The 19,206-nt window shown below is 63.8% G+C and carries 19 protein-coding genes; 16 read left to right on the top strand and 3 right to left on the bottom strand.

The features are described 5' to 3' along the window. Positions 1-11 precede the first annotated feature (11 nt). The 15 genes from ACEN9T_RS04355 to ACEN9T_RS04425 are packed head-to-tail and all read left to right on the top strand — an operon-like array spanning position 12 to position 15,198. Entirely contained in the window at positions 12-257 is a 246-nt protein-coding gene (locus ACEN9T_RS04355) for an acyl carrier protein (RefSeq protein WP_024977592.1), read from the top strand. A 4-nt stretch (positions 258-261) separates the two neighbouring features. After that, the gene (locus ACEN9T_RS04360) at positions 262-891 is read left to right on the top strand and encodes a hypothetical protein (RefSeq protein WP_413706533.1); all 630 of its coding nucleotides are present in this window, start codon (positions 262-264) and stop codon (positions 889-891) included. Beyond that, the gene (locus ACEN9T_RS04365; RefSeq protein WP_413706534.1) at positions 888-2,564 is read left to right on the top strand and encodes an AMP-binding protein; all 1,677 of its coding nucleotides are present in this window, start codon (positions 888-890) and stop codon (positions 2,562-2,564) included. The genes ACEN9T_RS04360 and ACEN9T_RS04365 overlap by 4 nt, the downstream gene beginning before the upstream one ends. Beyond that, on the top strand, positions 2,561-4,282 hold the full coding sequence (locus tag ACEN9T_RS04370; protein WP_413706535.1) for a glycosyltransferase family 2 protein: 1,722 nt from the start codon (positions 2,561-2,563) through the stop codon (positions 4,280-4,282). The genes ACEN9T_RS04365 and ACEN9T_RS04370 overlap by 4 nt, the downstream gene beginning before the upstream one ends. Next, positions 4,275-5,873, top strand: a complete 1,599-nt coding sequence (locus tag ACEN9T_RS04375; protein WP_413706536.1) for an HAL/PAL/TAL family ammonia-lyase — start codon at positions 4,275-4,277, stop codon at positions 5,871-5,873. The genes ACEN9T_RS04370 and ACEN9T_RS04375 overlap by 8 nt, the downstream gene beginning before the upstream one ends. After that, positions 5,870-6,304: an acyl-CoA thioesterase gene (locus ACEN9T_RS04380; protein WP_413706537.1), complete on the top strand. Its 435-nt coding sequence runs from the start codon at positions 5,870-5,872 to the stop codon at positions 6,302-6,304. Before ACEN9T_RS04375 ends, ACEN9T_RS04380 begins: the two co-directional genes overlap by 4 nt. Continuing rightward, entirely contained in the window at positions 6,292-6,939 is a 648-nt protein-coding gene (locus ACEN9T_RS04385) for a LolA family protein (RefSeq protein ID WP_413706538.1), read from the top strand. The genes ACEN9T_RS04380 and ACEN9T_RS04385 overlap by 13 nt, the downstream gene beginning before the upstream one ends. Then, positions 6,939-9,356 carry an MMPL family transporter gene (locus tag ACEN9T_RS04390; protein WP_413706539.1) on the top strand — a complete coding sequence of 806 codons (2,418 nt, stop codon included), beginning with the start codon at positions 6,939-6,941 and terminating at the stop codon, positions 9,354-9,356. Before ACEN9T_RS04385 ends, ACEN9T_RS04390 begins: the two co-directional genes overlap by 1 nt. Further along, entirely contained in the window at positions 9,353-10,534 is a 1,182-nt protein-coding gene (locus ACEN9T_RS04395) for a beta-ketoacyl-[acyl-carrier-protein] synthase family protein (protein ID WP_413706540.1), read from the top strand. Before ACEN9T_RS04390 ends, ACEN9T_RS04395 begins: the two co-directional genes overlap by 4 nt. 2 nt (positions 10,535-10,536) lie before the next feature. Beyond that, positions 10,537-11,022: a hotdog family protein gene (locus tag ACEN9T_RS04400; protein WP_413706541.1), complete on the top strand. Its 486-nt coding sequence runs from the start codon at positions 10,537-10,539 to the stop codon at positions 11,020-11,022. Next, the gene (locus ACEN9T_RS04405) at positions 11,019-11,756 is read left to right on the top strand and encodes a 3-ketoacyl-ACP reductase FabG2 (protein WP_413706542.1); all 738 of its coding nucleotides are present in this window, start codon (positions 11,019-11,021) and stop codon (positions 11,754-11,756) included. Before ACEN9T_RS04400 ends, ACEN9T_RS04405 begins: the two co-directional genes overlap by 4 nt. Beyond that, entirely contained in the window at positions 11,756-12,982 is a 1,227-nt protein-coding gene (locus ACEN9T_RS04410; RefSeq protein WP_413706543.1) for a beta-ketoacyl-ACP synthase, read from the top strand. The genes ACEN9T_RS04405 and ACEN9T_RS04410 overlap by 1 nt, the downstream gene beginning before the upstream one ends. Beyond that, positions 12,982-14,226, top strand: coding sequence for a beta-ketoacyl synthase N-terminal-like domain-containing protein (locus ACEN9T_RS04415; protein WP_413706544.1), 1,245 nt, complete (start codon positions 12,982-12,984; stop codon positions 14,224-14,226). The genes ACEN9T_RS04410 and ACEN9T_RS04415 overlap by 1 nt, the downstream gene beginning before the upstream one ends. Before the next feature lie 51 nt (positions 14,227-14,277). Further along, positions 14,278-14,712: a hypothetical protein gene (locus tag ACEN9T_RS04420; protein ID WP_413706545.1), complete on the top strand. Its 435-nt coding sequence runs from the start codon at positions 14,278-14,280 to the stop codon at positions 14,710-14,712. 48 nt (positions 14,713-14,760) lie between these two features. After that, on the top strand, positions 14,761-15,198 hold the full coding sequence (locus tag ACEN9T_RS04425; RefSeq protein ID WP_413706546.1) for an excinuclease ABC subunit A: 438 nt from the start codon (positions 14,761-14,763) through the stop codon (positions 15,196-15,198). A 44-nt stretch (positions 15,199-15,242) separates the two neighbouring features. On the opposite strand, the gene ACEN9T_RS04430 is transcribed toward ACEN9T_RS04425, so the two are convergent. After that, positions 15,243-15,971 carry a class I SAM-dependent methyltransferase gene (locus ACEN9T_RS04430; protein WP_413706547.1) on the bottom strand — a complete coding sequence of 243 codons (729 nt, stop codon included), beginning with the start codon at positions 15,969-15,971 and terminating at the stop codon, positions 15,243-15,245. 153 nt (positions 15,972-16,124) lie between these two features. On the opposite strand from ACEN9T_RS04430, the gene ACEN9T_RS04435 reads away from it, so the two are divergent. Further along, positions 16,125-17,384 carry an NAD(P)/FAD-dependent oxidoreductase gene (locus tag ACEN9T_RS04435; protein ID WP_413706548.1) on the top strand — a complete coding sequence of 420 codons (1,260 nt, stop codon included), beginning with the start codon at positions 16,125-16,127 and terminating at the stop codon, positions 17,382-17,384. Between the two features lie 43 nt (positions 17,385-17,427). Here ACEN9T_RS04435 and ACEN9T_RS04440 read toward each other — a convergent pair whose 3' ends face one another. Further along, positions 17,428-18,171 carry a YoaK family protein gene (locus tag ACEN9T_RS04440; protein ID WP_092971059.1) on the bottom strand — a complete coding sequence of 248 codons (744 nt, stop codon included), beginning with the start codon at positions 18,169-18,171 and terminating at the stop codon, positions 17,428-17,430. A 67-nt stretch (positions 18,172-18,238) separates the two neighbouring features. After that, positions 18,239-19,198 carry a flagellar hook-associated protein FlgL gene (gene flgL, locus ACEN9T_RS04445; protein WP_413706549.1) on the bottom strand — a complete coding sequence of 320 codons (960 nt, stop codon included), beginning with the start codon at positions 19,196-19,198 and terminating at the stop codon, positions 18,239-18,241. Positions 19,199-19,206: the final 8 nt, after the last annotated feature.

Here is a 19,206-nt window from a genome sequence, read left to right on the forward strand (position 1 = left end):
AGAAAAACATCATGACGGACACTGAGATCCTCGAGCGCATTCGCGTCATTTTCAAAGAGAACTTCGATATCGATCCGGCGCGCGTCACGCCCGAAGCGCATCTATTCGAAGAGCTGGATCTGGACAGCATCGATGCGGTCGATCTGGCAATCAAGCTGCAGGAAATGACGGGGCGCCGCATCAAGCCCGAGGAGTTCAAGACGGTACGCACGGTGGGCGACGTCATCGGCGCAGTCGAATCGCTGCTCGCGGCATAAGCGGATGCAGGCGCAACCTGCACGCCAACCCCAGGCACTGCCCAAGTGGGCGCGTGGCGCCGCTCAAGCGGCGCTGAAGATCGCGTATCCGCTGGTGCTGATCGGGGCATGGCATTTCGGCACACCGCGCTACGCCGGCATCGCGCTGCTGGCGTTGCTCTGGATGCAGCGGTGGATCGGCGCGGGCAACGTATCGACACTGCTGCGCCAGCTCACGCCGCTGGATTGGCTGACTGCGGGAACGCTGACATGCATGTCCGCCGCTGTCGCCATCACGGATAGCGAATTGCTGCTGCGCCTGTATCCGGCGCTGGTCAATGCTGGGCTATTGCTGAGCTTTGCAGCCACCCTTCGCTCGGGCCCTTCCATGATCGAAAAGTTTGCGCGCATGCGCCTGCCCGACCTGCAGCCGCGCGCCGTTTGCTATACGCGGCGCGTCACGCAGGTGTGGTGCGTTTTCTTCGCACTCAACGGAGTGACGGCAATGATTGCGGCCGTGTACTGGTCGCGCGGTGCGTGGGCGCTGTACAACGGCGTGATCGCTTACGTCCTGGTCGGTGTGTTGGTTGTAGCGGAAATGGCGTTCCGTCATTGGATTGTGCGCCCGCACGCCCTGCCGTCGGAGGCGACATGATTGCCCTCCACGATTTACTGTCGGCTGCGCAGCCTGATGACACTGTCGTCTGTGCCGATGGCCGGCAATCCATAACGTCCGGCGTCTTCCGTGCCCGTGTAGCAGCCTGCTCAGCGGTGTTCGCTGGCCAGCAGGCGACACGCTACGCGCTGTGTGTCGACGATCCGTTCGATTTCACATGCGCGCTTTTTGCGTTGTTTGCTTGCGGCAAGCACGTCGTGATTCCCGCCAGCGCCGCGCCTGCCTATCTCGGTACGCTGGCGGACGCATACGACGCGCTCATCACCGATACCGACCTCTCGACCATCGGCACGCATGCCGAAGGCGTGACACTCGGCGCGATCCATCCGGATGCCCCTATCACGCTGTACACCTCGGGTAGCGCCGGCGCACCCAAGCCTATCCGTAAGACGCTCGCGCAATTCGATGCGGAAGTCTTGACACTTGAACGGCAGTGGGGTGTGCAGATGGGCACCGGCGTGGTGCTGGCCAGCGTGCCCCATCACCATATTTATGGGCTGCTGTTCCGGGTGTTCTGGCCGTTGGCTGCCGGGCGCGCATTCAGCCGACAGACCGTCACCGAACCCTCCGCATTGCAGCGTGCCCTGATGTTGCAACCCGCTGCCGCGTTGGTCTCCAGCCCGACCCAACTGGCACGATGGCCGTTGCTTTCGGGTTTCGATGCGTTGCCTGCGCTCCCAACCGTGTTTTCGTCTGGTGGCCCGTTGGATGCGGCTGCAGCAACGGCGTTTGCAGACGCACATGGAAGTGCACCCATCGAAGTGTTTGGCAGCACGGAAACCGGCGGCATCGCCTGGCGCCGCCAGGACCGCTCCCACGCATGGCAGCCGTTCGGCAGCATCGAAGTCCGCCAGGAAGACGACGGCGCGCTTGCCGTACGCTCACCGCATCTGCCACACCGCGACTGGCACCGCACCGATGACGCGATCGCGTTTGACGACAGTGGCCGCTTCCTCCTGCGTGGCAGGTTAGACCGCGTCGTCAAGGTTGACGGCAAGCGTGTCTCGCTGCCAGAAGTCGAAGCGTGGTTGGGTGCGCATCCGTTTGTGGCGCGGGCCGCGGCAACGCTGCTAACGGGGGGGTCGCGCGACCGATTGGGCGCGCTGGTCGCGCTCACCCCGGCTGGCGCGCAGACGCTGCACGCACAGGGCCGCGTGGCGCTGGCCAAGACGCTGCGCCGGCACCTGTCCGCCTACACCGAGCCCACGTTGATCCCGCGCCGCTGGCGCTTCTGCATGGCCATGCCGGTAGACGCGCGCGGCAAATTGCCCGCAGCAACCGTGGCGGCTGCGTTCCGGCCGGGCGCCGAGGGCTTCGAAACGCTCTCCCATGTCGGCGATGCCGACAGCGATCACTACGAGTTACGCGTCAGCCACGATCTCGTCCATTTCGCGGGCCACTTTCCTGGCCTCCCGATTCTGCCCGGTGTGGTGCTCATCGACTGGACTGTGGGCCTGGCCGCTGCCCGTAACAGCGCGATACGTACGATTACGTCAATCGACCAACTGAAGTTCTTGGCGCCAGTACTGCCTGGAGCCGTGGTGTCGCTGCGCCTCGTGCACGAGCCGGATCGCAGCCGCGTACGCTTCACTGCCCGACTGGGACCCCGTGATTGCGCCTCGGGCGTACTGGTCCATGGGGAGGCTGTGTGAGCCCGAACACGGTCATCGTCATCCCGATCTACAACCACAAGGATGCGATCGGCAACACCGTCGCAAACCTGTTGGTCCACGGGTTGCCGATCCTCATCGTCGACGACGGCAGCAATGCAGCCACGCAATCCGTGCTGGCCGCGCTTGCACAGCAGTACGCACAACAGGTCACGCTGCTGCGGCTGCCGGAAAACGGCGGCAAGGGCGCAGCCGTGATGGCCGGTCTGCGTGCGGCCCACGCTGCCGGCTATACCCACGCCCTGCAGATCGACGCCGACGGCCAGCACAATGCGGGCGACGTACCGCGCTTTCTTGCCGCCGCCATCTCCGCGCCCGACGCCATCATCCTCGGCCGCCCGGTCTACGACGAAAGCGTGCCCAAGTCGCGTCTATACGGCCGCTACCTCACGCACGTGTGGGTGTGGATCGAAACGCTGTCATTCGACATCCGGGATTCGATGTGTGGCTTCCGCATCTACCCCTTGGCGCTGGCGTGCAAGCTGATGGATGACGTGGCGCTGCCCACCCGCATGGATTTCGATATCGAGATTCTGGTACGCCTGCATTGGCGCCGGGCGCGCATCGTCACGCTGCCCACGCGCGTGACGTATGAACGCGGCGGGCTGTCGCACTTTGACGTGCTGTGGGACAACATCCGCATCAGCAAGAGCCACACGCGGCTGGTGGCCGGCATGCTGCTGCGTTTTCCGATGCTGCTGGTCGGAAGATGCTTGCCGCGCTGGCGTCATTCTTCGGCATCAAACACGACGCAAGGTTGGTGGCGCGTGGCCGAGCGTGGCAGCCGGTTCGGCATGCAGCTTCTTGCGCTGAGCTGCCGCCTCTTCGGTACACGCTTCACTTCATTGTGGCTATACCCGATCGTCGCGTATTTCCTGATCACCAGCCGTGTGGCGCGAGAGGCATCTCGGCAGTACTTCACCCGCTTGCATTCGGTGTCGCCGGGCGCGGGTATGCCGCAACCGGGTTGGCTCAGTGCGTACCTCCACATGATCGCGTTCGCGCAGTCGGGGCTGGACAAGCTGGCCGCATGGTCGGGGCAGGTCAAAAATGAACGCGTGCGCTTTGATGACCCGACCGCATTCGAAGCGCTTGTTGCCAGCGGTCGCGGTGCGCTGGTCATCGGCGCGCACCTGGGCAATCTGGAGATGACCCGCGCGCTGGCTACCCGTCATGGCCTCGCCAAGGTAACGGCGGTGGTCTACACCGAGCATGCGCAGCGCTTTAACCACGTGCTGGCGCAGGCGCATCCGGATGTCGTCTCGCACCTGATGCAAGTGACCGACTTCGGCCCGGCCACAGCCATGCTGATGCAAGAGCGCATCGACGCAGGCGAGCTGCTGGTGATTGTGGGCGACCGTGTGCCCGCACACGAGTCCGGCCGCACGGTGGAGGCCAGCTTTCTGGGCGCGCCCGCGCAATTCGCACAGGGCCCTTACGTGCTGGCACACGCGCTGGGCTGCCCGGTGTACCTGTTTTTTTGCCTAAAGACGGGGCAGGACCATACCCTGTATTTCGAGCCATTTGCCGAGCACGTGGCGCTACCGCGTGCTGAGCGCGCGCGCCACCTTGGTGCATTGGCCCAGCGTTACGCCGAGCGGCTGGAACACTATTGCCGCAAGGCCCCTTTCCAATGGTTCAATTTCTTCGATTTTTGGGCGCGCCCCAACACCACCAAGAACATGGACGCCCATGGCTGAACACGATTTGAACGTGCCCGCGCAAGTCAATGCACCCGCCCAGCGGCTCGGCGTTGTCATCGGCAACCGTCATCTGACGATTGAAGATGTTGTTGCCATTGCGCGCGACCAGCAGCCGGTTTTGCTCAGCGCCGATGCCGCGTGGCGCGATCGCATCGAACGTGGTGCGCGGTTCCTATCCCAACGGCTGGCCGAAGGCGCAACCATCTACGGCGTCAACACAGGCTACGGCGATGCTTGCCAGGTTAACGTGCCGATGGCGCTGGTTGAAGCCCTGCCGCTGCAGCTCACGCGCTATCACGGTTGCGGCATGGGCCGCCATCTGGAGCCCGCTGAAACGCTGGCCGTGGTGGCTGCACGGCTGAACTCGCTGGCCCACGGCTATTCGGGTGTGCGGTATGTGCTTCTGCAGCGCCTGGCCGACCTGATCAACCATCGCATCCTGCCGCGCATTCCGGCCGAGGGATCGGTGGGCGCAAGCGGTGACCTGACACCCCTGTCGTACGTCGCCGCCACGCTGGTCGGCGAGCGCGACGTGCTTTTCAACAACCATGTGCAGCCCGCTGCCGGCGTGTGGCAACAGATCGGCCACGCGCCCATCACCCTGGCTCCAAAAGAGGGGCTTGCGCTGATGAATGGCACTGCGGTCATGACTGGCCTCGCGTGTCTCGCCTACGCCCGCGCTGAACAACTGATTCGCCTGTCTTCTCGACTGACGGCCCTGGCCACGGTGGCACTCGACGGGCGTGCTGCGCACTTCCACCCGACAATCTTCGCGGCCAAGCCACATGCGGGGCAGGCGGAAGTTGCCGGATGGATTCGCGCGGATCTGGCCGACTGGGATGACGCTTCGGCGCACCGCGTACAAGATCGCTATTCGATCCGCTGCGCCCCGCACGTGATCGGCGTGGCGCGCGACGCGCAGTCGTGGATCCGCCGTGACATCGAGAACGAACTCAACAGCGCCAACGACAACCCGCTGGTCGATCCCGACGCGCAGGAGATCCTGCACGGCGGCAACTTCTATGGCGGGCACATCGCGTTCGCGATGGACGCGCTCAAAACAGCCGTTGCCAACGTGGCCGACCTGATGGACCGCCAGTTGGCGCTCCTGGTGGACGACAAATTCAACAACGGCTTGCCGCGCAACCTGTCGGGCGCCACCGCCGAGCGCGCACCGATCAACCACGGTTTCAAAGCCGTGCAGATCTCGTCATCAGCCTGGACGGCAGAAGCGCTCAAGCACACCATGCCGGCGAGCGTCTTCTCGCGATCAACGGAAGCGCATAACCAGGACAAGGTCAGCATGGGCACGATTGCGGCGCGTGATTGCCTGCGCGTGCTGGAGCTAACGGAACAGGTGGCAGCCGCGCATACGCTCGCTGCTGTGCAGGCAGTGCGATTGCGCTGTCAGCTTGACCCGTCCACGCAGGTGCCGCCACCCGTAAAGGCGTTTGTGGAGCGTATCAGCGCCATGTCGGCATTCGTGAGCGAAGACCGTCCACTGGAAGCCGATCTGCGCTCACTGACGCTCGCCATCGAGCGTGGCCTGCTCACCAACGCAGACAACCAAGAGGAAATGCCAGCATGACTTCCCGCGACCTGCCGCCACTGGCCGCCAGCGCCCAGGTTGAAGTGCCGTTTCACGACGTCGACGCCATGGACGTCTGCTGGCATGGTCACTACCTGAAGTATTTCGAGATCGGCCGCGCCGCGCTGCTGCGCCGCTTCGACTACGACTACCGCGAGATGCGTGACTCCGGCTACCTATGGCCCGTCGTCGAAGCGCACCTGAAGTACATCAAGCCGGCGACCTACGGCCAGCAGATCGAGGTGCGCGCAACGCTGCTGGAATATGAGAACCGCCTGAAGATCGGCTACGAGATCGTCGATTGCGGATCCGGCATCCGGCTGACCAAGGGAACCACCACGCAGGTAGCGGTATGCGCTCGCACCGGCGAATTGCAGTTCGTCTCGCCGCCCGTGATGGTCGAACGTGTGGAGCGTGCATGGTTGGGCTAAACGCTATCGTGCGCGCGTGGATTGCCGCTCTGATGCTGTGGGCGTACACACTTACCGGCGCGGCATCGACCGAAGTACCACAGGGCAGCACACTGGTCTCGCAAGTCGCTGCGCAATTGGCACAGGCACGTGGCGTACGCGCGCAGTTCGTACAGACACAATCGTTGCAGGCCATGCAGAGGCCGCTGGTAAGCAGCGGCACGCTGCTGTTCTTGCGTGATCTGGGCGCAGTCTGGCGCATCGAGCAGCCGACTCGCATGACGTATGTGATGACCGATTCCGGCGTCACCGTGCTGGATGCCAACGACAAGCCGACGCGAGGCGCGCGCAACGCCGCTGGTGTAGCGCAGGTCTCGCGCATGATGCGCGCGATGCTCACGGGCGACCTGTCCGCGCTGTATTCCCAGTTCAACGTCAATGCACAAGGCAACGTCAGCCGCTGGCATCTGACGCTGACCCCCGCCCAGCCGCAATTGGCGCAGGCACTGCGCGGACTGGATCTATCTGGCGACACTTATGTGCGAAGCATCCGCATCCAGTCGGCCAATGGTGATGAAACACGCATCGAGTTCACGGGCAACACGCGTGTGGAAGCGCCCAGCGCTGCCGAGCGCACGCTCCTGGGAGCGCCCTGATGACGCAGGAGCTGGGGTTGCATCGGCCGGCCCTCTCTGTCCGACGAATGTGGGGCATCCGGCTCGGCTGGCTGGCGGTCGTGCTGGCTGCCCTGCTCTATTGCGGCGTGCGCCTGCACGACGGTACGGCGTTGCAAACGAACCTGCTGTCGCTGCTGCCAGATACCGAGGCCGACCCGGTTGCGGAAAAGGCTGTCGACACGCTGGCGACATCACTGGGGGACCGCGCGGTCTTCCTGCTCAGTAGCGGCAACGGTGACCATGCAAAAGCGGCAGCCATGCAGTTTGGTTCGCAACTCAAGCGCAGCAAGGCTTTCCGCACCGTGGTTGCCCAGTTGCCACCATTCGATACCGCGCAGATCACCCGCTTCTATCTGCCTTACCGATTCGGCCTCCTAAGCGCCGCAGACCGCGCGATGCTGGATGACACATCCACCGCGCTGCCCACGCTGCTCGCGCAAAGGCTGTACGCGCCGGTCGAAGCCGGGCTGAACGCTCCGCTGGCCGACGACCCATTCGGCTGGCTCAGCCACTGGCTGGCGGGCCTGCCGCTGGCCGCCACGCGGCTTGAACTGGAAGACAACCTCCTGATCACCCGGCGCGGTGACACCACGAGCGTCTTGGTCACCAGCACGCTGGCCGCTTCTGCCTACGATGGGCAAACCCAGGCCGACGTCCGCACCGCTGTCGCACAGGCTGAGCAATCATTGGCACGTACCTTTCCGGACGTCACGCTGGTACGCACCGGCGCAGTGTTCTATGCCGCCGCTGCGCGCAGCGCTTCGGAACAGGAACTGCATCGCATCGGCATCATCTCGACGCTCGGTATCGCCTTGCTGATGTTGTGGGTCTTCCGCTCGCCGCGCTTTCTGCTGCTCGGGTTCCTGTCCACGGGCATTGGGATCGTGTTTGCGTTGGCGGCAACGATGCTGGCCTTTGGAAAGCTGCACCTCCTGACGCTCGTATTCGGCGCCAGCCTGATCGGCGAGGCGGTGGATTACTCCATTCAGTACTTCGTCGGTCACCTCGGTGCCCAGGGGCAAGACGCACGGCGCAGCGCGCGCGAGGTGCGGCCGGCACTGCTGGTGGCGCTTGCAACAAGCCTGCTCGGCTACGCGATCCTGGTCGGCGTGCCATTTCCGGCGTTACGCCAAATTGCGTGCTTTGCCATCGCAGGGATCGGAGTAGCCTTCTTGTCAGTGGCATCGCTGTTGCCTGCACTGCTGACGAATGCGCCGCGACAGCCATACCGCACCTACGATCGCGCCGCGCGTTGGCTGGGCCGCTGGCAGGTAGCACTGACGCGACGGGGGGCCCGGGTTTGCCTGGCACTCATTGCGGCGGCCGCCGTGCCCGGATGGCTACGCCTGACCAGCGACGACGACATCCACCTGCTGATCCAGCGCGACCCCGATCTGGAACAACAAGAAGCTTTCGTGCGCGAAGCCATCGGCGTAGAAAACAGCACCCAATTTTTCGTTGTGAAGGGCGACTCCGCCGAGCAAGTGTTGCAACGCGCCGAAACACTGCAACGCAAGCTGGAGCTGCCGATTGCGGGTGCCTCGCTCAAGGGCGTGCAATCAGTCGCCCAGTTCGTACCTTCCGCTCATCAACTAGCGGAAGACCGCGCCCGCCTGAGCAAGCGCGTATCTGCTGACCCGCAAGCCCTGCGCGCGACCTTGACGGACGCTGGCTTTCGGCCCGAGATCGCCGCCAAATACGTGGCGGCGGTTGAAGCCGCGCCTGGCAGCCCGCTTACGGTGGACGCATGGCTGGCGATGCCTTGGTCTCAGCCCTATCGCCACCTCTGGTTAGGCCAAGTGTCGAGCGCCGGTGCGCCGCGCATGTTTGCCGCCATCGTCATCCCGACCGGTGTCACGACGGCGCAGTTGCCCGCGTTGGCAGCGTTGGCCGATGCCACCCCCGGTATCCGCTTCGTCGATAAACCCGCCAGCGTCGCGCGCCTGTTCGCCACTTACCGCGTCGATAGCGGTTGGTGGCTGGCTGGGGCGCTCAGCCTGATCCTCATGCTGTTCTGCCTGCGCTATGGCGTCGCCGCCGGTGTGCGCGTGACCTTGCCGGTCGTCTGCGCTGTCGGCATCACGTTTGCTGTGTATGGCTACGCGGGCATTCCGCTGAACCTATTCCATTGGCTGGCCCTGATGCTGGTGCTGGGCGTCGGGGCCAACTACGCTGTGTTCCTGCGCGAAGGTTGTGCGCGCCAGCGCGCGGATATCGGTGGCGTATGGGTGGGCGTGTTGCTGTCGGCGTCTACCACCCTGCTTTCGTTCGGCCTGTTGGGCACCAGTGCCATGCCGGTGCTGCGCAGCTTCGGCATGACGCTAGCCCTGGGCATTGTCATTGCGGTTGCCTTGGCGCCGCTGGGAATGCCCATTGTCAGACATCGATCACCATGACCGCTTCTCCTTTTTACCTGCACGCGCTCGGCATGGTCAATGCGCTGGGTGATGACGTGAATGCCATCCGCCGCAACTTGGCAACCGGGCATGCTCCTGGCATGGGCGTGATTGACCGGCCGGATGGCTCAACGGGCATGGTCGGACGCGCCTTGTCGGCCCTCGCGCTCGAACCGCCCGCGCACTTGTCTGCCTACGACTGTCGCAACAACCGACTGCTGCTTGTCGCGCTCGCGCAGATTCAATCGGCGGTGGAGCGGGCCCGCACCCGATATGGCCCGCACCGGATTGGCATTGTCCTCGGGACTAGCACGTCGGGCATCGACGCCGCCGAGGCGGCGCTGCGCCATGCAGAGGAACACGGCAATCTTCCCCGCGCGTTCGACTATCGCCAGATGGAAATCGGCACGCTGGCACCGTTCGCCGCTGCGGCGCTGGGCACAACTGGTCCGGCTTATACGGTATCCACCGCTTGCACATCGAGCGCCAAGGCTTTCGCCTCGGCCCGCCGGTTGCTGCAACTAGGCCTGTGTGACGCAGTGGTCGTGGGGGGTGCGGATTCGCTGTGCGAATTGACGCTGCAGGGCTTTGCCTCGTTGGAATCGACCAGCGCCGCGCGCACCAACCCCATGAGCCGCAACCGTGCCGGTATCAACATCGGTGAAGGGGCGGCCGTATTCCTGATGACACGTGAACGCGGCCCCGTACGGCTGGCGGGTGTGGGGGAATCAAGCGATGCCCACCACATTTCTGCGCCCGACCCGACCGGCGCCGGCGCTGAGCGCGCCCTGCGTGCCGCTTTGGCGGATGCTGGCATCGATGCCAGCGCCATCGGTTACGTCAACCTGCACGCCACCGCCACCCGCAAGAACGACGAGATGGAAGCGCATCTGATGGCGCGCGTCTTTCCAACGGGTGTGCCGACCAGCGGCACCAAGCCGCTGACGGGACACACGCTGGGCGCCGCAGGCGCAACCGAACTCGGCTTCGCATGGCTGACGCTCGCCGATGAAGGCATCACCCTGCCGCGCCACATCTGGGATGGTGAAGCCGACCCCGCTCTGCCCACGCTCGATCTGATCGAAGACACCCGTCGTCTGGGCACCGGCCGGTACGTAATGAGCAACTCGTTCGCTTTCGGCGGCAGTAACGCCAGCCTGATCCTGGGGCAGGGATGAGCATGACCAATACCGCAGCGAGCACTGTTTTCCCTCTGGCTCCCATCGAATCGATCCTGCCGCATCGCGGCACGATGTTGCTGCTCGCAGGCGTCGAATCCTGGGATGACGAATGTCTTGCGGCAGTTGCACATGTCAACCCAGCCGCCTGGTATGCCGACACTCGCGGCAACATGCCTGCGTGGATCGGCATCGAGCTGATGGCGCAGGCCATTGCCGCGCATGTCGGTCTGCTGTCGGCGCACGCTGGACAACCGGCGCGGCCCGGCGTGCTGCTAGGTTCGCGCAAGTACGAGGCTATCGTTCCCGCGTTTGAACAGGGCCAGCCGTTGCGCGTGGAGGCACGCGAGCTGTTGCGCGGTGCCGAGGGTCATGGCGCGTACGAGTGCACAATCAGCGCCGGCGGACAGCGCTTGGCCAACGCCATCATCAAGGTTTACCAGCCGACCAATTTTCAAGCATTCATCGAAGGGAGTCTCACGATATGAGCCGCCGTGTTCTTGTGACGGGCGCGAGCCGTGGCATCGGTCGCGCGATCGCCTATCAGCTCGCATCCGACGGGTTTGACGTCTCGGTGCATTGCCGCAGTGGCCGCAACGAGGCCGATGCCGTTGTCGCCGGTATCCAGGCGCAGGGTGCGAATGCAGGTAAGGCCCGCGTGCTCCAGTTCGATGTACGCGACCGCAATGCCTGTCGTACGCAGCTCGAGGCCGACGTTGAGGCGCACGGTGCCTACTACGGCATCGTTTTGTGCGCGGGTGTCACCCGCGATGCCGCCTTCCCCGCCCTGACGGACGAAGACTGGGACATCGTGCTCGAAACCGGCCTGGACGGTTTCTACAACGTCCTGCACCCACTCACCATGCCAATGGTGCGTGCACGCAAGGGGGGGCGCATCGTCACCATCGCATCGGTCTCGGGCGTGATGGGCAATCGAGGGCAGGTCAATTACAGCGCGGCCAAGGCCGGGCTGATTGGTGCAACGAAGGCCCTGGCAGTAGAACTGGCTTCACGCAACATCACCGTCAACTGCGTCGCCCCGGGTCTGGTCGAAACCGAGATGCTGTCCAACGTCGAACATCTGGACCATGCACTCCAGACGGTACCGATGCAGCGCGTCGGCCAGCCAGCCGAGGTGGCTGCGGTGGTGGGCTTTTTGATGTCGGATGCGGCGTCGTACGTCACGCGCCAGGTCATCGGTGTCAACGGCGGGATGATCTGATGAAGCGGGTTGTCGTCACCGGCATGGGCGGCGTTACCGCCCTCGGCTCTGAGTGGAGCGAAATCCAGTCGGCCCTCGCGCAGGGCCGCAATGCCGTTCGGCGTATGCCGGAGTGGGATTACTTCGACACGCTGCACGCTCGGCTGGCGTGCCCGCTGCCGGCGTTCACGACGCCGGCGGACTACCCGCGCAAGAAGACGCGTTCAATGGGTCCGGTGTCGGTGTACGCCGTGCGAGCAAGCGAGCTGGCCCTGGCCGATGCGGGCTTGGCGGGAGACACCTCCATCGCCGATGGCCGCATGGGCGTGGCGTATGGCTCGTCGTCAGGCTCGGTGCAACCCATCCGCGCGTTCGGCAGCATGCTGGACACGGGCTCGATGCAGGGCGTCACATCCAACAGTTACGTGCAGATGATGCCGCACACGACTGCGGTCAACGTCGGGCTGTTCTGGGATCTGAAGGGCCGGGTCATTCCCACGTCGTGCGCGTGCGCATCGGGTAGCCAGGCGATCGGTTATGCCTATGAAGCCATCGCAACCGGCAAACAGACGATGATGCTGGCCGGCGGCGCCGAGGAACTGTCCGCCCCAGCCGTGGCCGTGTTCGACACCCTGTACGCCACCAGCACGCGCAATGACGAGCCGCACCTCACGCCTCGCCCGTTCGACAAAGCCCGCGATGGTTTGGTCGTGGGCGAAGGCGCAGCCACGCTGGTGCTGGAAGACTACGACCACGCCCGCGCGCGCGGCGCGCGCATCCATGCCGAGGTCATCGGTTTCGGCTGCAATTCCGACGGTGCGCACATGACGCAACCTACCGCGGCCACCATGAGCCAGGCCATGCGCCTGGCGCTGCAGGATGCACGCCTGCCGCAGGACGCTATCGGCTACGTCAACGCGCACGGCACATCCACAGACCTGGGGGACGTAGCCGAGAGCCATGCCACGGCCGAGGTCTTCCGCCCCACGATGCCGATCAGCTCGCTCAAGAGCTATATCGGTCATACGCTGGGCGCATGCGGCGCCATTGAAGCGTGGTGGACCATCGAGATGATGAAGCGCAACTGGTACGCGCCCACGCTCAACCTTGAAAACGTCGACCCGGCCTGTGCACCGCTGGACTACATCGCTGGCACTGCGCGCGCCCTTGATACCGAGCACGTGATGAGCAACAACTTCGCGTTTGGCGGCATCAACACGTCGCTGATCTTCAAGCGCGCCGCCTGATGTCGCTTAGCACTTCGCGCCCCTTGGCCGCACCGGAACGCGTGGTCGTGACGGGCCTGGGTATCGTAAGTTGCCTGGGTAACACGCTGGATGGGGTTTCTGCGGCGCTGCGCGACGGCCGCTCGGGCCTCTCGCACGTTCCGGCCTGGCAGGCGTTGGGGCTGTCGAGCCAGGTCGCAGGCTTGGCCTCAGTTGAGGGCGCTCCGCCGTTTGCACGCAAGTTCGAACGCTTCATGGGCGAGACCGCGCGTATGGCGTGCCACGCGGCACGCAACGCCATCGACGATGCTGGTCTGGACTCAACGGCTCTGCAAACGCCGCGTGCGGGCTTGGTGGCAGGCTCCGGCAGCGGCGCGTTGGCCGCGTATGACATCGCGCTGGACGCCGTACGCGCGCGCGGCGTGGAACGGGCATCGCCCTATGTCGTGCCGCAGGTGATGAGCAGTACGGTGTCGGCCAACCTTGCGCAGGTGTTCGGGTTTGGCGGCATCAGCTACTCACCGTCATCGGCATGCACTACGTCGGCGCTGGCGATTGGTCAGGCTGCGCAATGGATCCGCTCAGGGCAGCAAGACATCATGCTGGCCGGTGGTGCAGAAGAACTACACGACAGCTATGCCATGTTCTTCGATGCCATGGGCGCGCTCTCGCGTGCACCGGCGCACGCGCCCGAGCGCGCGTCACGCCCCTACGATGTTGCGCGCGATGGCTTCGTGCTGGCTTCCGGCGCTGGCATGCTGGTGCTGGAATCGCTTACGCACGCACGCGCCCGTGGCGCCCGGATCTATGCGGAACTGACCGGCTTCGGGCAGAGCACCGACGTCGGCTCGATGGTCTCGCCGCGTGCACCTGGCATTGCGCGTGCAATCCAGAGCGCGGTAGATGATGCCGGCACCCGTCCTGACTACATCAATACGCACGGCCCATCCACATCCTCGGGCGACGTGGAGGAGCTGCTCGCTCTGCAAACCGTATTTGGTACCGCGGTGCCGCCGTTCTCATCCACCAAGGCCCTCACCGGACATCCCCCGGGGGCGGCGGGCGCGCAGGAAGCCATCTATACCTTGCTGATGATGCGGGACGGCTTCATTGCGGGTTCGGCCGGTATCGAAACACTCGACCCCGCGGTTGTCGGCCTGCCGCTGGTGCGCCAGTCGCGTGCCGCTCGCATCGAGCGGGCGCTATCGATTTCCTTTGGGTTCGGCGGCAGTTGCGCCGGACTGATGTTCGACGCCGTGGTCTGACACCATCCTCGGCGATTTTCTCAACGCAATAAGAAGACAGGAGTGCTCTCAATGAAGAAACAACTGCTGCTGGCCGCCAGCGCGCTTGCCATGCTGACCCAGGTTGCGCACGCGCGCACAGAAGTCATGACGTTCCCGATCCAGCCCGTGCTGCAAGCGCAGCAATTCGCTCCCGGCGTGGCGCTCTACTTCGGCAACCAGGCGCACCCGGCAGTGGTGTCCAGCCTGGGTGAAGTCACGAAGTCGTCCCACCCGGCGCGAAAGACCGCCACCGAGGTCGAAATCTGCAACGCCACGCTGGCCGATGCCCTGCGCCAGCTCGCAAGCGCCGCGCACGACCGTGGCGCCAATGCCGTCATCAACATCAAGACGTGGTTCCACTCGACCGAGAGCAAGGACGAGAACAACTACACCTGCGGTGTCAGTGGCGTATCAGCGGCATTGCGCGTGAGCGGCGAGCTGGTCACGGTCGAAGCGGCCAAGTAATCGGCGTTCATCGTCCCCACCTACTCACACTCGTTACAGGAGTCTGGAATGAAGCGTCACCTGATGCTGGCCGTGCTATGCGTTGCCACGGTGAGCACCGCCGCGTTTGCCCGCAACGATGTCGAGGCGTACTCACTCGATGCGGCCTTTAAGAGCGAAGGCTCCGACAAGGTGGGCAGCGATATCGCGCTCGTCTTCGCCGGCCAGAAGCATGCGGCGGTCGAGAAATCGATGGGCGAGATTGCCACCAACAAGAAGACCAATGGCGTCGGCCGCAGCGATGAAGCGGCGTGCCAGTATGTGTTCCTGTCTGCCGTGCTGGCGCTGCAGGAACGTGCGCGCCAGCTCGGTGGCAACGCGGTCATCAATATCAAGAGCAACTACAAGAACAAGCTGACCGAAAGCGCCACGGAGTTCACCTGCGGGTCGGGCGCCCTCATGTCGGGCGTTGCACTGAAGGGCGAGGTTGTGACCCTGAAGAAGTAAGGCCAACGGGGCGCCGTCGGCCAGAGAGATCGGTCGGCGGCCCCTCAGGCAGCCAACTTGGTGGCGGCGACATTGACGAGCGTCTCGCGCCGCTTGCCCGGTTTCGGATGATGCAAGCCCAGGCGTTCAAACAAGCCGAAATCTGCCGCCCTGCTCCACCATAGATACGGTAGCGACACATTGCGTTGGTCAAAATCGAAACCACCTGCACGCAGCATTTGCAGATACCCGTCCGCACTCTTTTGCACATGCATCGGGTGGCGGAACAGCAACCGGATGACCCACGACTTGATATACGCGTCGGTCGATTCAGCGAACAGAAGTACGCCGCCCGGCTTCAATACGCGGTGGAACTCCGCCAGTGCGCGCTCCTGTTCGACAAGATGATGAAACGTCTGGTGGCAGAACACGATATCTGAGCTGGCATCAGGCAAGGGCAGCGCCGCGCAATCGGCATGCAGGATGTCGACCGGTGTGCCGATGGCACGGGCCGCCCCGCGCGAAGCCTCCAGCGAAGGAGCATGGCAGTCCACACCGACAATCCGTTGCGGGGCAAACGCTTGCTCCAACAACCGAAAGGAAATGCCCTGTCCGCACCCCACATCCACCAGGATCGGCGCGGCAGGCAGCGGTTGGGTGATCAGACGTTTGAGATCATTGATGGCAACACGCAGCACATGATGCTCCCACGTATACGTGCGCAGAAACCAGATGCCGAAAGCGGTTTCCGGAACAAAAGATCCGATATGCGCAGGCGTTGAAGTGGTATCCATGGATGAATGGTGTCGGTCTGAAAATCAAAACGGGTTTTCAAGGCTGGCGCATTGTACCGACATCGAAGACCGGTTTTCAAAGCGTTTGGGAAGACGTAATCTCGTGCGTTATCTCGGCCGGCCGCGAAAAGACAGCGAAAATCACAACCGATAATGCACACAACTACCCAAGCAATCGAAAAGCACGAACATGTTGACGTCGCCATCATTGGCGCGGGCCCTTCAGGCGCAGTGGCGGCAGCCTTGCTGCAGCGCGCCGGCCACAACGTGCTGGTGCTCGAACGCCAGCATTTCCCGCGCTTCTCCATTGGCGAAAGCTTGCTGCCCCAAAGCATGGCCTACCTTGAAGCGGCGGGCATGCTGCAAGCCGTTGTGGAAGCAGGATTCCAGTACAAGAACGGGGCGTATTTCGTACATCAGGACAAGCACGCGTCCTTCGATTTCCGAGACAAGCATTCCGCTGGCTGGGGCACGACGTATCAGGTTGAACGTGCGGTGTTTGATCAAACATTGATTAAAAGCGCCGCCGAACAAGGCGCCGACGTTCGCTTTGGTCACACTGTGCGCACGATGCAGCCGGGCGATGCGCCTGTGCTGGAGGTAGAAGACGAAGCTGGAAACGCGTATGCCGTACACGCCCGCTTCGTGCTAGACGCCAGCGGTTTTGGCCGTGTGCTACCACGCCTGCTCAATCTTGAAGCGCCGACCCGCATGCCAACGCGTGCCGCGCTGTTCACACACGTGCGCGACGCCTTGCCTGCCGGTAGCACCGATCGCGACAAGATCTGCATCGCCGTTCACCCGGAGCGGCGCGACGTCTGGTACTGGATGATCCCGCTGGCCAACGGCCGCTCGTCAGTCGGCTGCGTAGCCGAAGCGAGTTTCCTCGATGTGCCAGAGGCAGAGCGCGAAGCGACCTTGCGCAAGCTGATCCAGGCCGAACCGAATATTGCAGCGCTGATTGGCGACGCGCCGTTCCTCATGCCCGTACGACAGATCGGTGGCTACGCGGCCAATGTAGAGCGCCTCTATGGACCAGGCTATGCGTTGCTGGGCAATGCGGGCGAGTTCCTGGACCCGGTGTTCTCGTCAGGCGTAACGATCGCATTGCGCTCGGCAGACCTGGCGGCGCGCGCACTCGTACGCCAACTCAACGGCGAAACCGTCGATTGGCTTGCCGATTACGACAAGCCGCTACGCAAGGGTGTCGATACGTTCCGGGCCTTCGTTGACCGGTGGTACTCGGGCGAGTTACAGGACATCATCTTCCACCCGCGCCACTCGCCAGGCATTCGCCGCATGATCAGCGCCATCCTGGCGGGCTACGCCTGGGACGAAACGAATCCATTCGTGGTCAATCCGGAGCGGCGCCTCAATACGCTGCACGAGGTATGCCGGCGGGAAATGGCCTGAGGGAAGCGCCGCCCGCGCCCAGGCCTATGCAGCCGGGCCCCGCTCACCGACGGCGCGCCAGCAGATCATCCACCACCGGCACAACGGCCAATAGCATCAGGATGGACGCCAGCGGAATCGTGGCGGCATAGCCCAGATGCTTGAAGCCCAACGCGCCCGCCACGCCGCCCACGAAGAACATCCCCAGCAATGACGCCAGCAGTCGCAGCTTGGGCCGATTGGCCACAACGGCCGGCAGGTTGCGGTGCCCGTGGTTCCAGTAGATCGCCTTGCCGATTTCGATGCCGATATCGGTGGCCAGGCCAGTCACGTGCGTGGTGCGGATTTCCGCTTTCGAAATCTTGGTGATGATGGCGTTCTGCAGCCCCATCAGGAAACACAGCAGTGCCACGGTGGCCGGCACGAACACGACCCGGTATTGCCCAAGCGACGTGCCCATCAGGCCGAAGAGCAACAGCAGCGCGGCCTCGAGCATGAGCGGCAACGCGAATTCGCTCTGCGTGCTGCGCCGGCGGCCCCAGTTGACGAGCACCGCCGTGCAGGCGGCACCGCAAAGGAATGCCAGCAGCGAAGCAAAGCCGGCAAGCACGAGGACGATATCGCCCAGCACAAGCGAGTCGGCCATCGCCGAGACGATGCCGGACATGTGGGAGGTGTACTGCTTGACTGCGAGGAATCCGCCTGCGTTGGCGGCGCCCGCCACGAAGGCCAGCGACTGACCGAGGCGCCGGTTGGCATCCTCTGAGCGTTCCGGGCTGGTCAGGCGGCGAAGATACTGGATGGGCATGACCAGTCCTGACGGTAGGTGAGCCGACATGATACGCCGCGCCCTCCGCCCGCCCGACCGCGCCGCATCAAGGATTGATGTACTGGAACAGCGACATGCCCTGCATGGCCGTGAACGTCTTCTGCGCGGCCTGCAGCGACACCTGCTGCTGAGAAAACTGCGAAATGGCGGTGGTGTAATCCACCGATTGGAGCTTCGAGATCTGCTCCTTCAACTGCTCGCCGTAGTTCGAGCCGCTGCTGTTGAGCGTGGTGATCTGCGCTTGCTGCGTGCCCACCGTCACCTGCGCTTGCAGGGCGACCTGATAAGCATTGTCCAGATTGCCCTGCGCCGTTTGCACGGCCTTTTGCAGGTTCGCGACGTCCGTGGCCTGGGTGGCCGCGCTGATCGGGGTCGACAGCGCCGAGATCAGGTTCTCGTACGTCTTGAAGATGCTCTGGTTGGTGTTCGGGTTGGACGGATCCGAGTTGGGGATGCGCACAAACACCGAATCACCCGACACCGAATTCGGCATCGAAATGTTCTGGGATACCTGCACCGTGGGCGGCTGGCCGCTGCCAACGTACTGCACCGAACCGCTGGTATTGGTGAAAGGATCGGTCGTGCCATTGGCGCCGCCAAATAGGGCCACGCCCGAGGCATCGCGCTGGTTGGCCGTCGACAGCAGCTGCTGGTACTGCTGCTTGACCTGCGCCAGCACACCAATGCGTTGCGAATCCGTCATCAGCGAGGTGTTGGCACCCACCAATGTCTGCTTGCCCTGCTGCAGCGTGGTCACCAGGTTGGTCAGCGCGGAAGACACGTTGGTCAGACGCGCGTCGGTGGCGTCGCGATTGGCTTGGTATTGATCGTTGGCATCCTGCGTTTGCTGCAGTTGCGCCATTTGACCAAACGCGCTGGGGTTGTCGCCCGCGCTGTTGAGCGCGATGCCGCTCGCAATCTGCTGCTGCAGCGTGAGCAGGTTCGATTGCGTGTTCTGCATCGAAGCGGAAGACGCTGCAAAGAATTGGGCGGTACTGACTCGCATGATCGGTC

Origin of the sequence: Ralstonia sp. Ralssp110 (assembly GCF_047325135.1) — a bacterium.
In the GTDB taxonomy this organism is placed as follows: Bacteria; Pseudomonadota; Gammaproteobacteria; order Burkholderiales; family Burkholderiaceae; genus Ralstonia; species Ralstonia mojiangensis.

What these genes read in the sequence shown, in the direction of transcription:
- ACEN9T_RS04355 (WP_024977592.1), top strand. Translation starts at nt 12, where the DNA reads ATGACGGACACTGAGATCCTCGAGCGCATTCGCGTCATTTTCAAAGAG.
- ACEN9T_RS04360 (WP_413706533.1), top strand. Translation starts at nt 262, where the DNA reads ATGCAGGCGCAACCTGCACGCCAACCCCAGGCACTGCCCAAGTGGGCG.
- ACEN9T_RS04365 (WP_413706534.1), top strand. Translation starts at nt 888, where the DNA reads ATGATTGCCCTCCACGATTTACTGTCGGCTGCGCAGCCTGATGACACT.
- ACEN9T_RS04375 (WP_413706536.1), top strand. Translation starts at nt 4,275, where the DNA reads ATGGCTGAACACGATTTGAACGTGCCCGCGCAAGTCAATGCACCCGCC.
- ACEN9T_RS04380 (WP_413706537.1), top strand. Translation starts at nt 5,870, where the DNA reads ATGACTTCCCGCGACCTGCCGCCACTGGCCGCCAGCGCCCAGGTTGAA.
- ACEN9T_RS04385 (WP_413706538.1), top strand. Translation starts at nt 6,292, where the DNA reads ATGGTTGGGCTAAACGCTATCGTGCGCGCGTGGATTGCCGCTCTGATG.
- ACEN9T_RS04390 (WP_413706539.1), top strand. Translation starts at nt 6,939, where the DNA reads ATGACGCAGGAGCTGGGGTTGCATCGGCCGGCCCTCTCTGTCCGACGA.
- ACEN9T_RS04395 (WP_413706540.1), top strand. Translation starts at nt 9,353, where the DNA reads ATGACCGCTTCTCCTTTTTACCTGCACGCGCTCGGCATGGTCAATGCG.
- ACEN9T_RS04400 (WP_413706541.1), top strand. Translation starts at nt 10,537, where the DNA reads ATGACCAATACCGCAGCGAGCACTGTTTTCCCTCTGGCTCCCATCGAA.
- ACEN9T_RS04405 (WP_413706542.1), top strand. Translation starts at nt 11,019, where the DNA reads ATGAGCCGCCGTGTTCTTGTGACGGGCGCGAGCCGTGGCATCGGTCGC.
- ACEN9T_RS04410 (WP_413706543.1), top strand. Translation starts at nt 11,756, where the DNA reads ATGAAGCGGGTTGTCGTCACCGGCATGGGCGGCGTTACCGCCCTCGGC.
- ACEN9T_RS04415 (WP_413706544.1), top strand. Translation starts at nt 12,982, where the DNA reads ATGTCGCTTAGCACTTCGCGCCCCTTGGCCGCACCGGAACGCGTGGTC.
- ACEN9T_RS04420 (WP_413706545.1), top strand. Translation starts at nt 14,278, where the DNA reads ATGAAGAAACAACTGCTGCTGGCCGCCAGCGCGCTTGCCATGCTGACC.
- ACEN9T_RS04425 (WP_413706546.1), top strand. Translation starts at nt 14,761, where the DNA reads ATGAAGCGTCACCTGATGCTGGCCGTGCTATGCGTTGCCACGGTGAGC.
- ACEN9T_RS04430 (WP_413706547.1), bottom strand. Translation starts at nt 15,971, where the DNA reads ATGGATACCACTTCAACGCCTGCGCATATCGGATCTTTTGTTCCGGAA.
- ACEN9T_RS04435 (WP_413706548.1), top strand. Translation starts at nt 16,125, where the DNA reads ATGCACACAACTACCCAAGCAATCGAAAAGCACGAACATGTTGACGTC.
- ACEN9T_RS04440 (WP_092971059.1), bottom strand. Translation starts at nt 18,171, where the DNA reads ATGCCCATCCAGTATCTTCGCCGCCTGACCAGCCCGGAACGCTCAGAG.
- flgL (WP_413706549.1), bottom strand. Translation starts at nt 19,198, where the DNA reads ATGCGAGTCAGTACCGCCCAATTCTTTGCAGCGTCTTCCGCTTCGATG.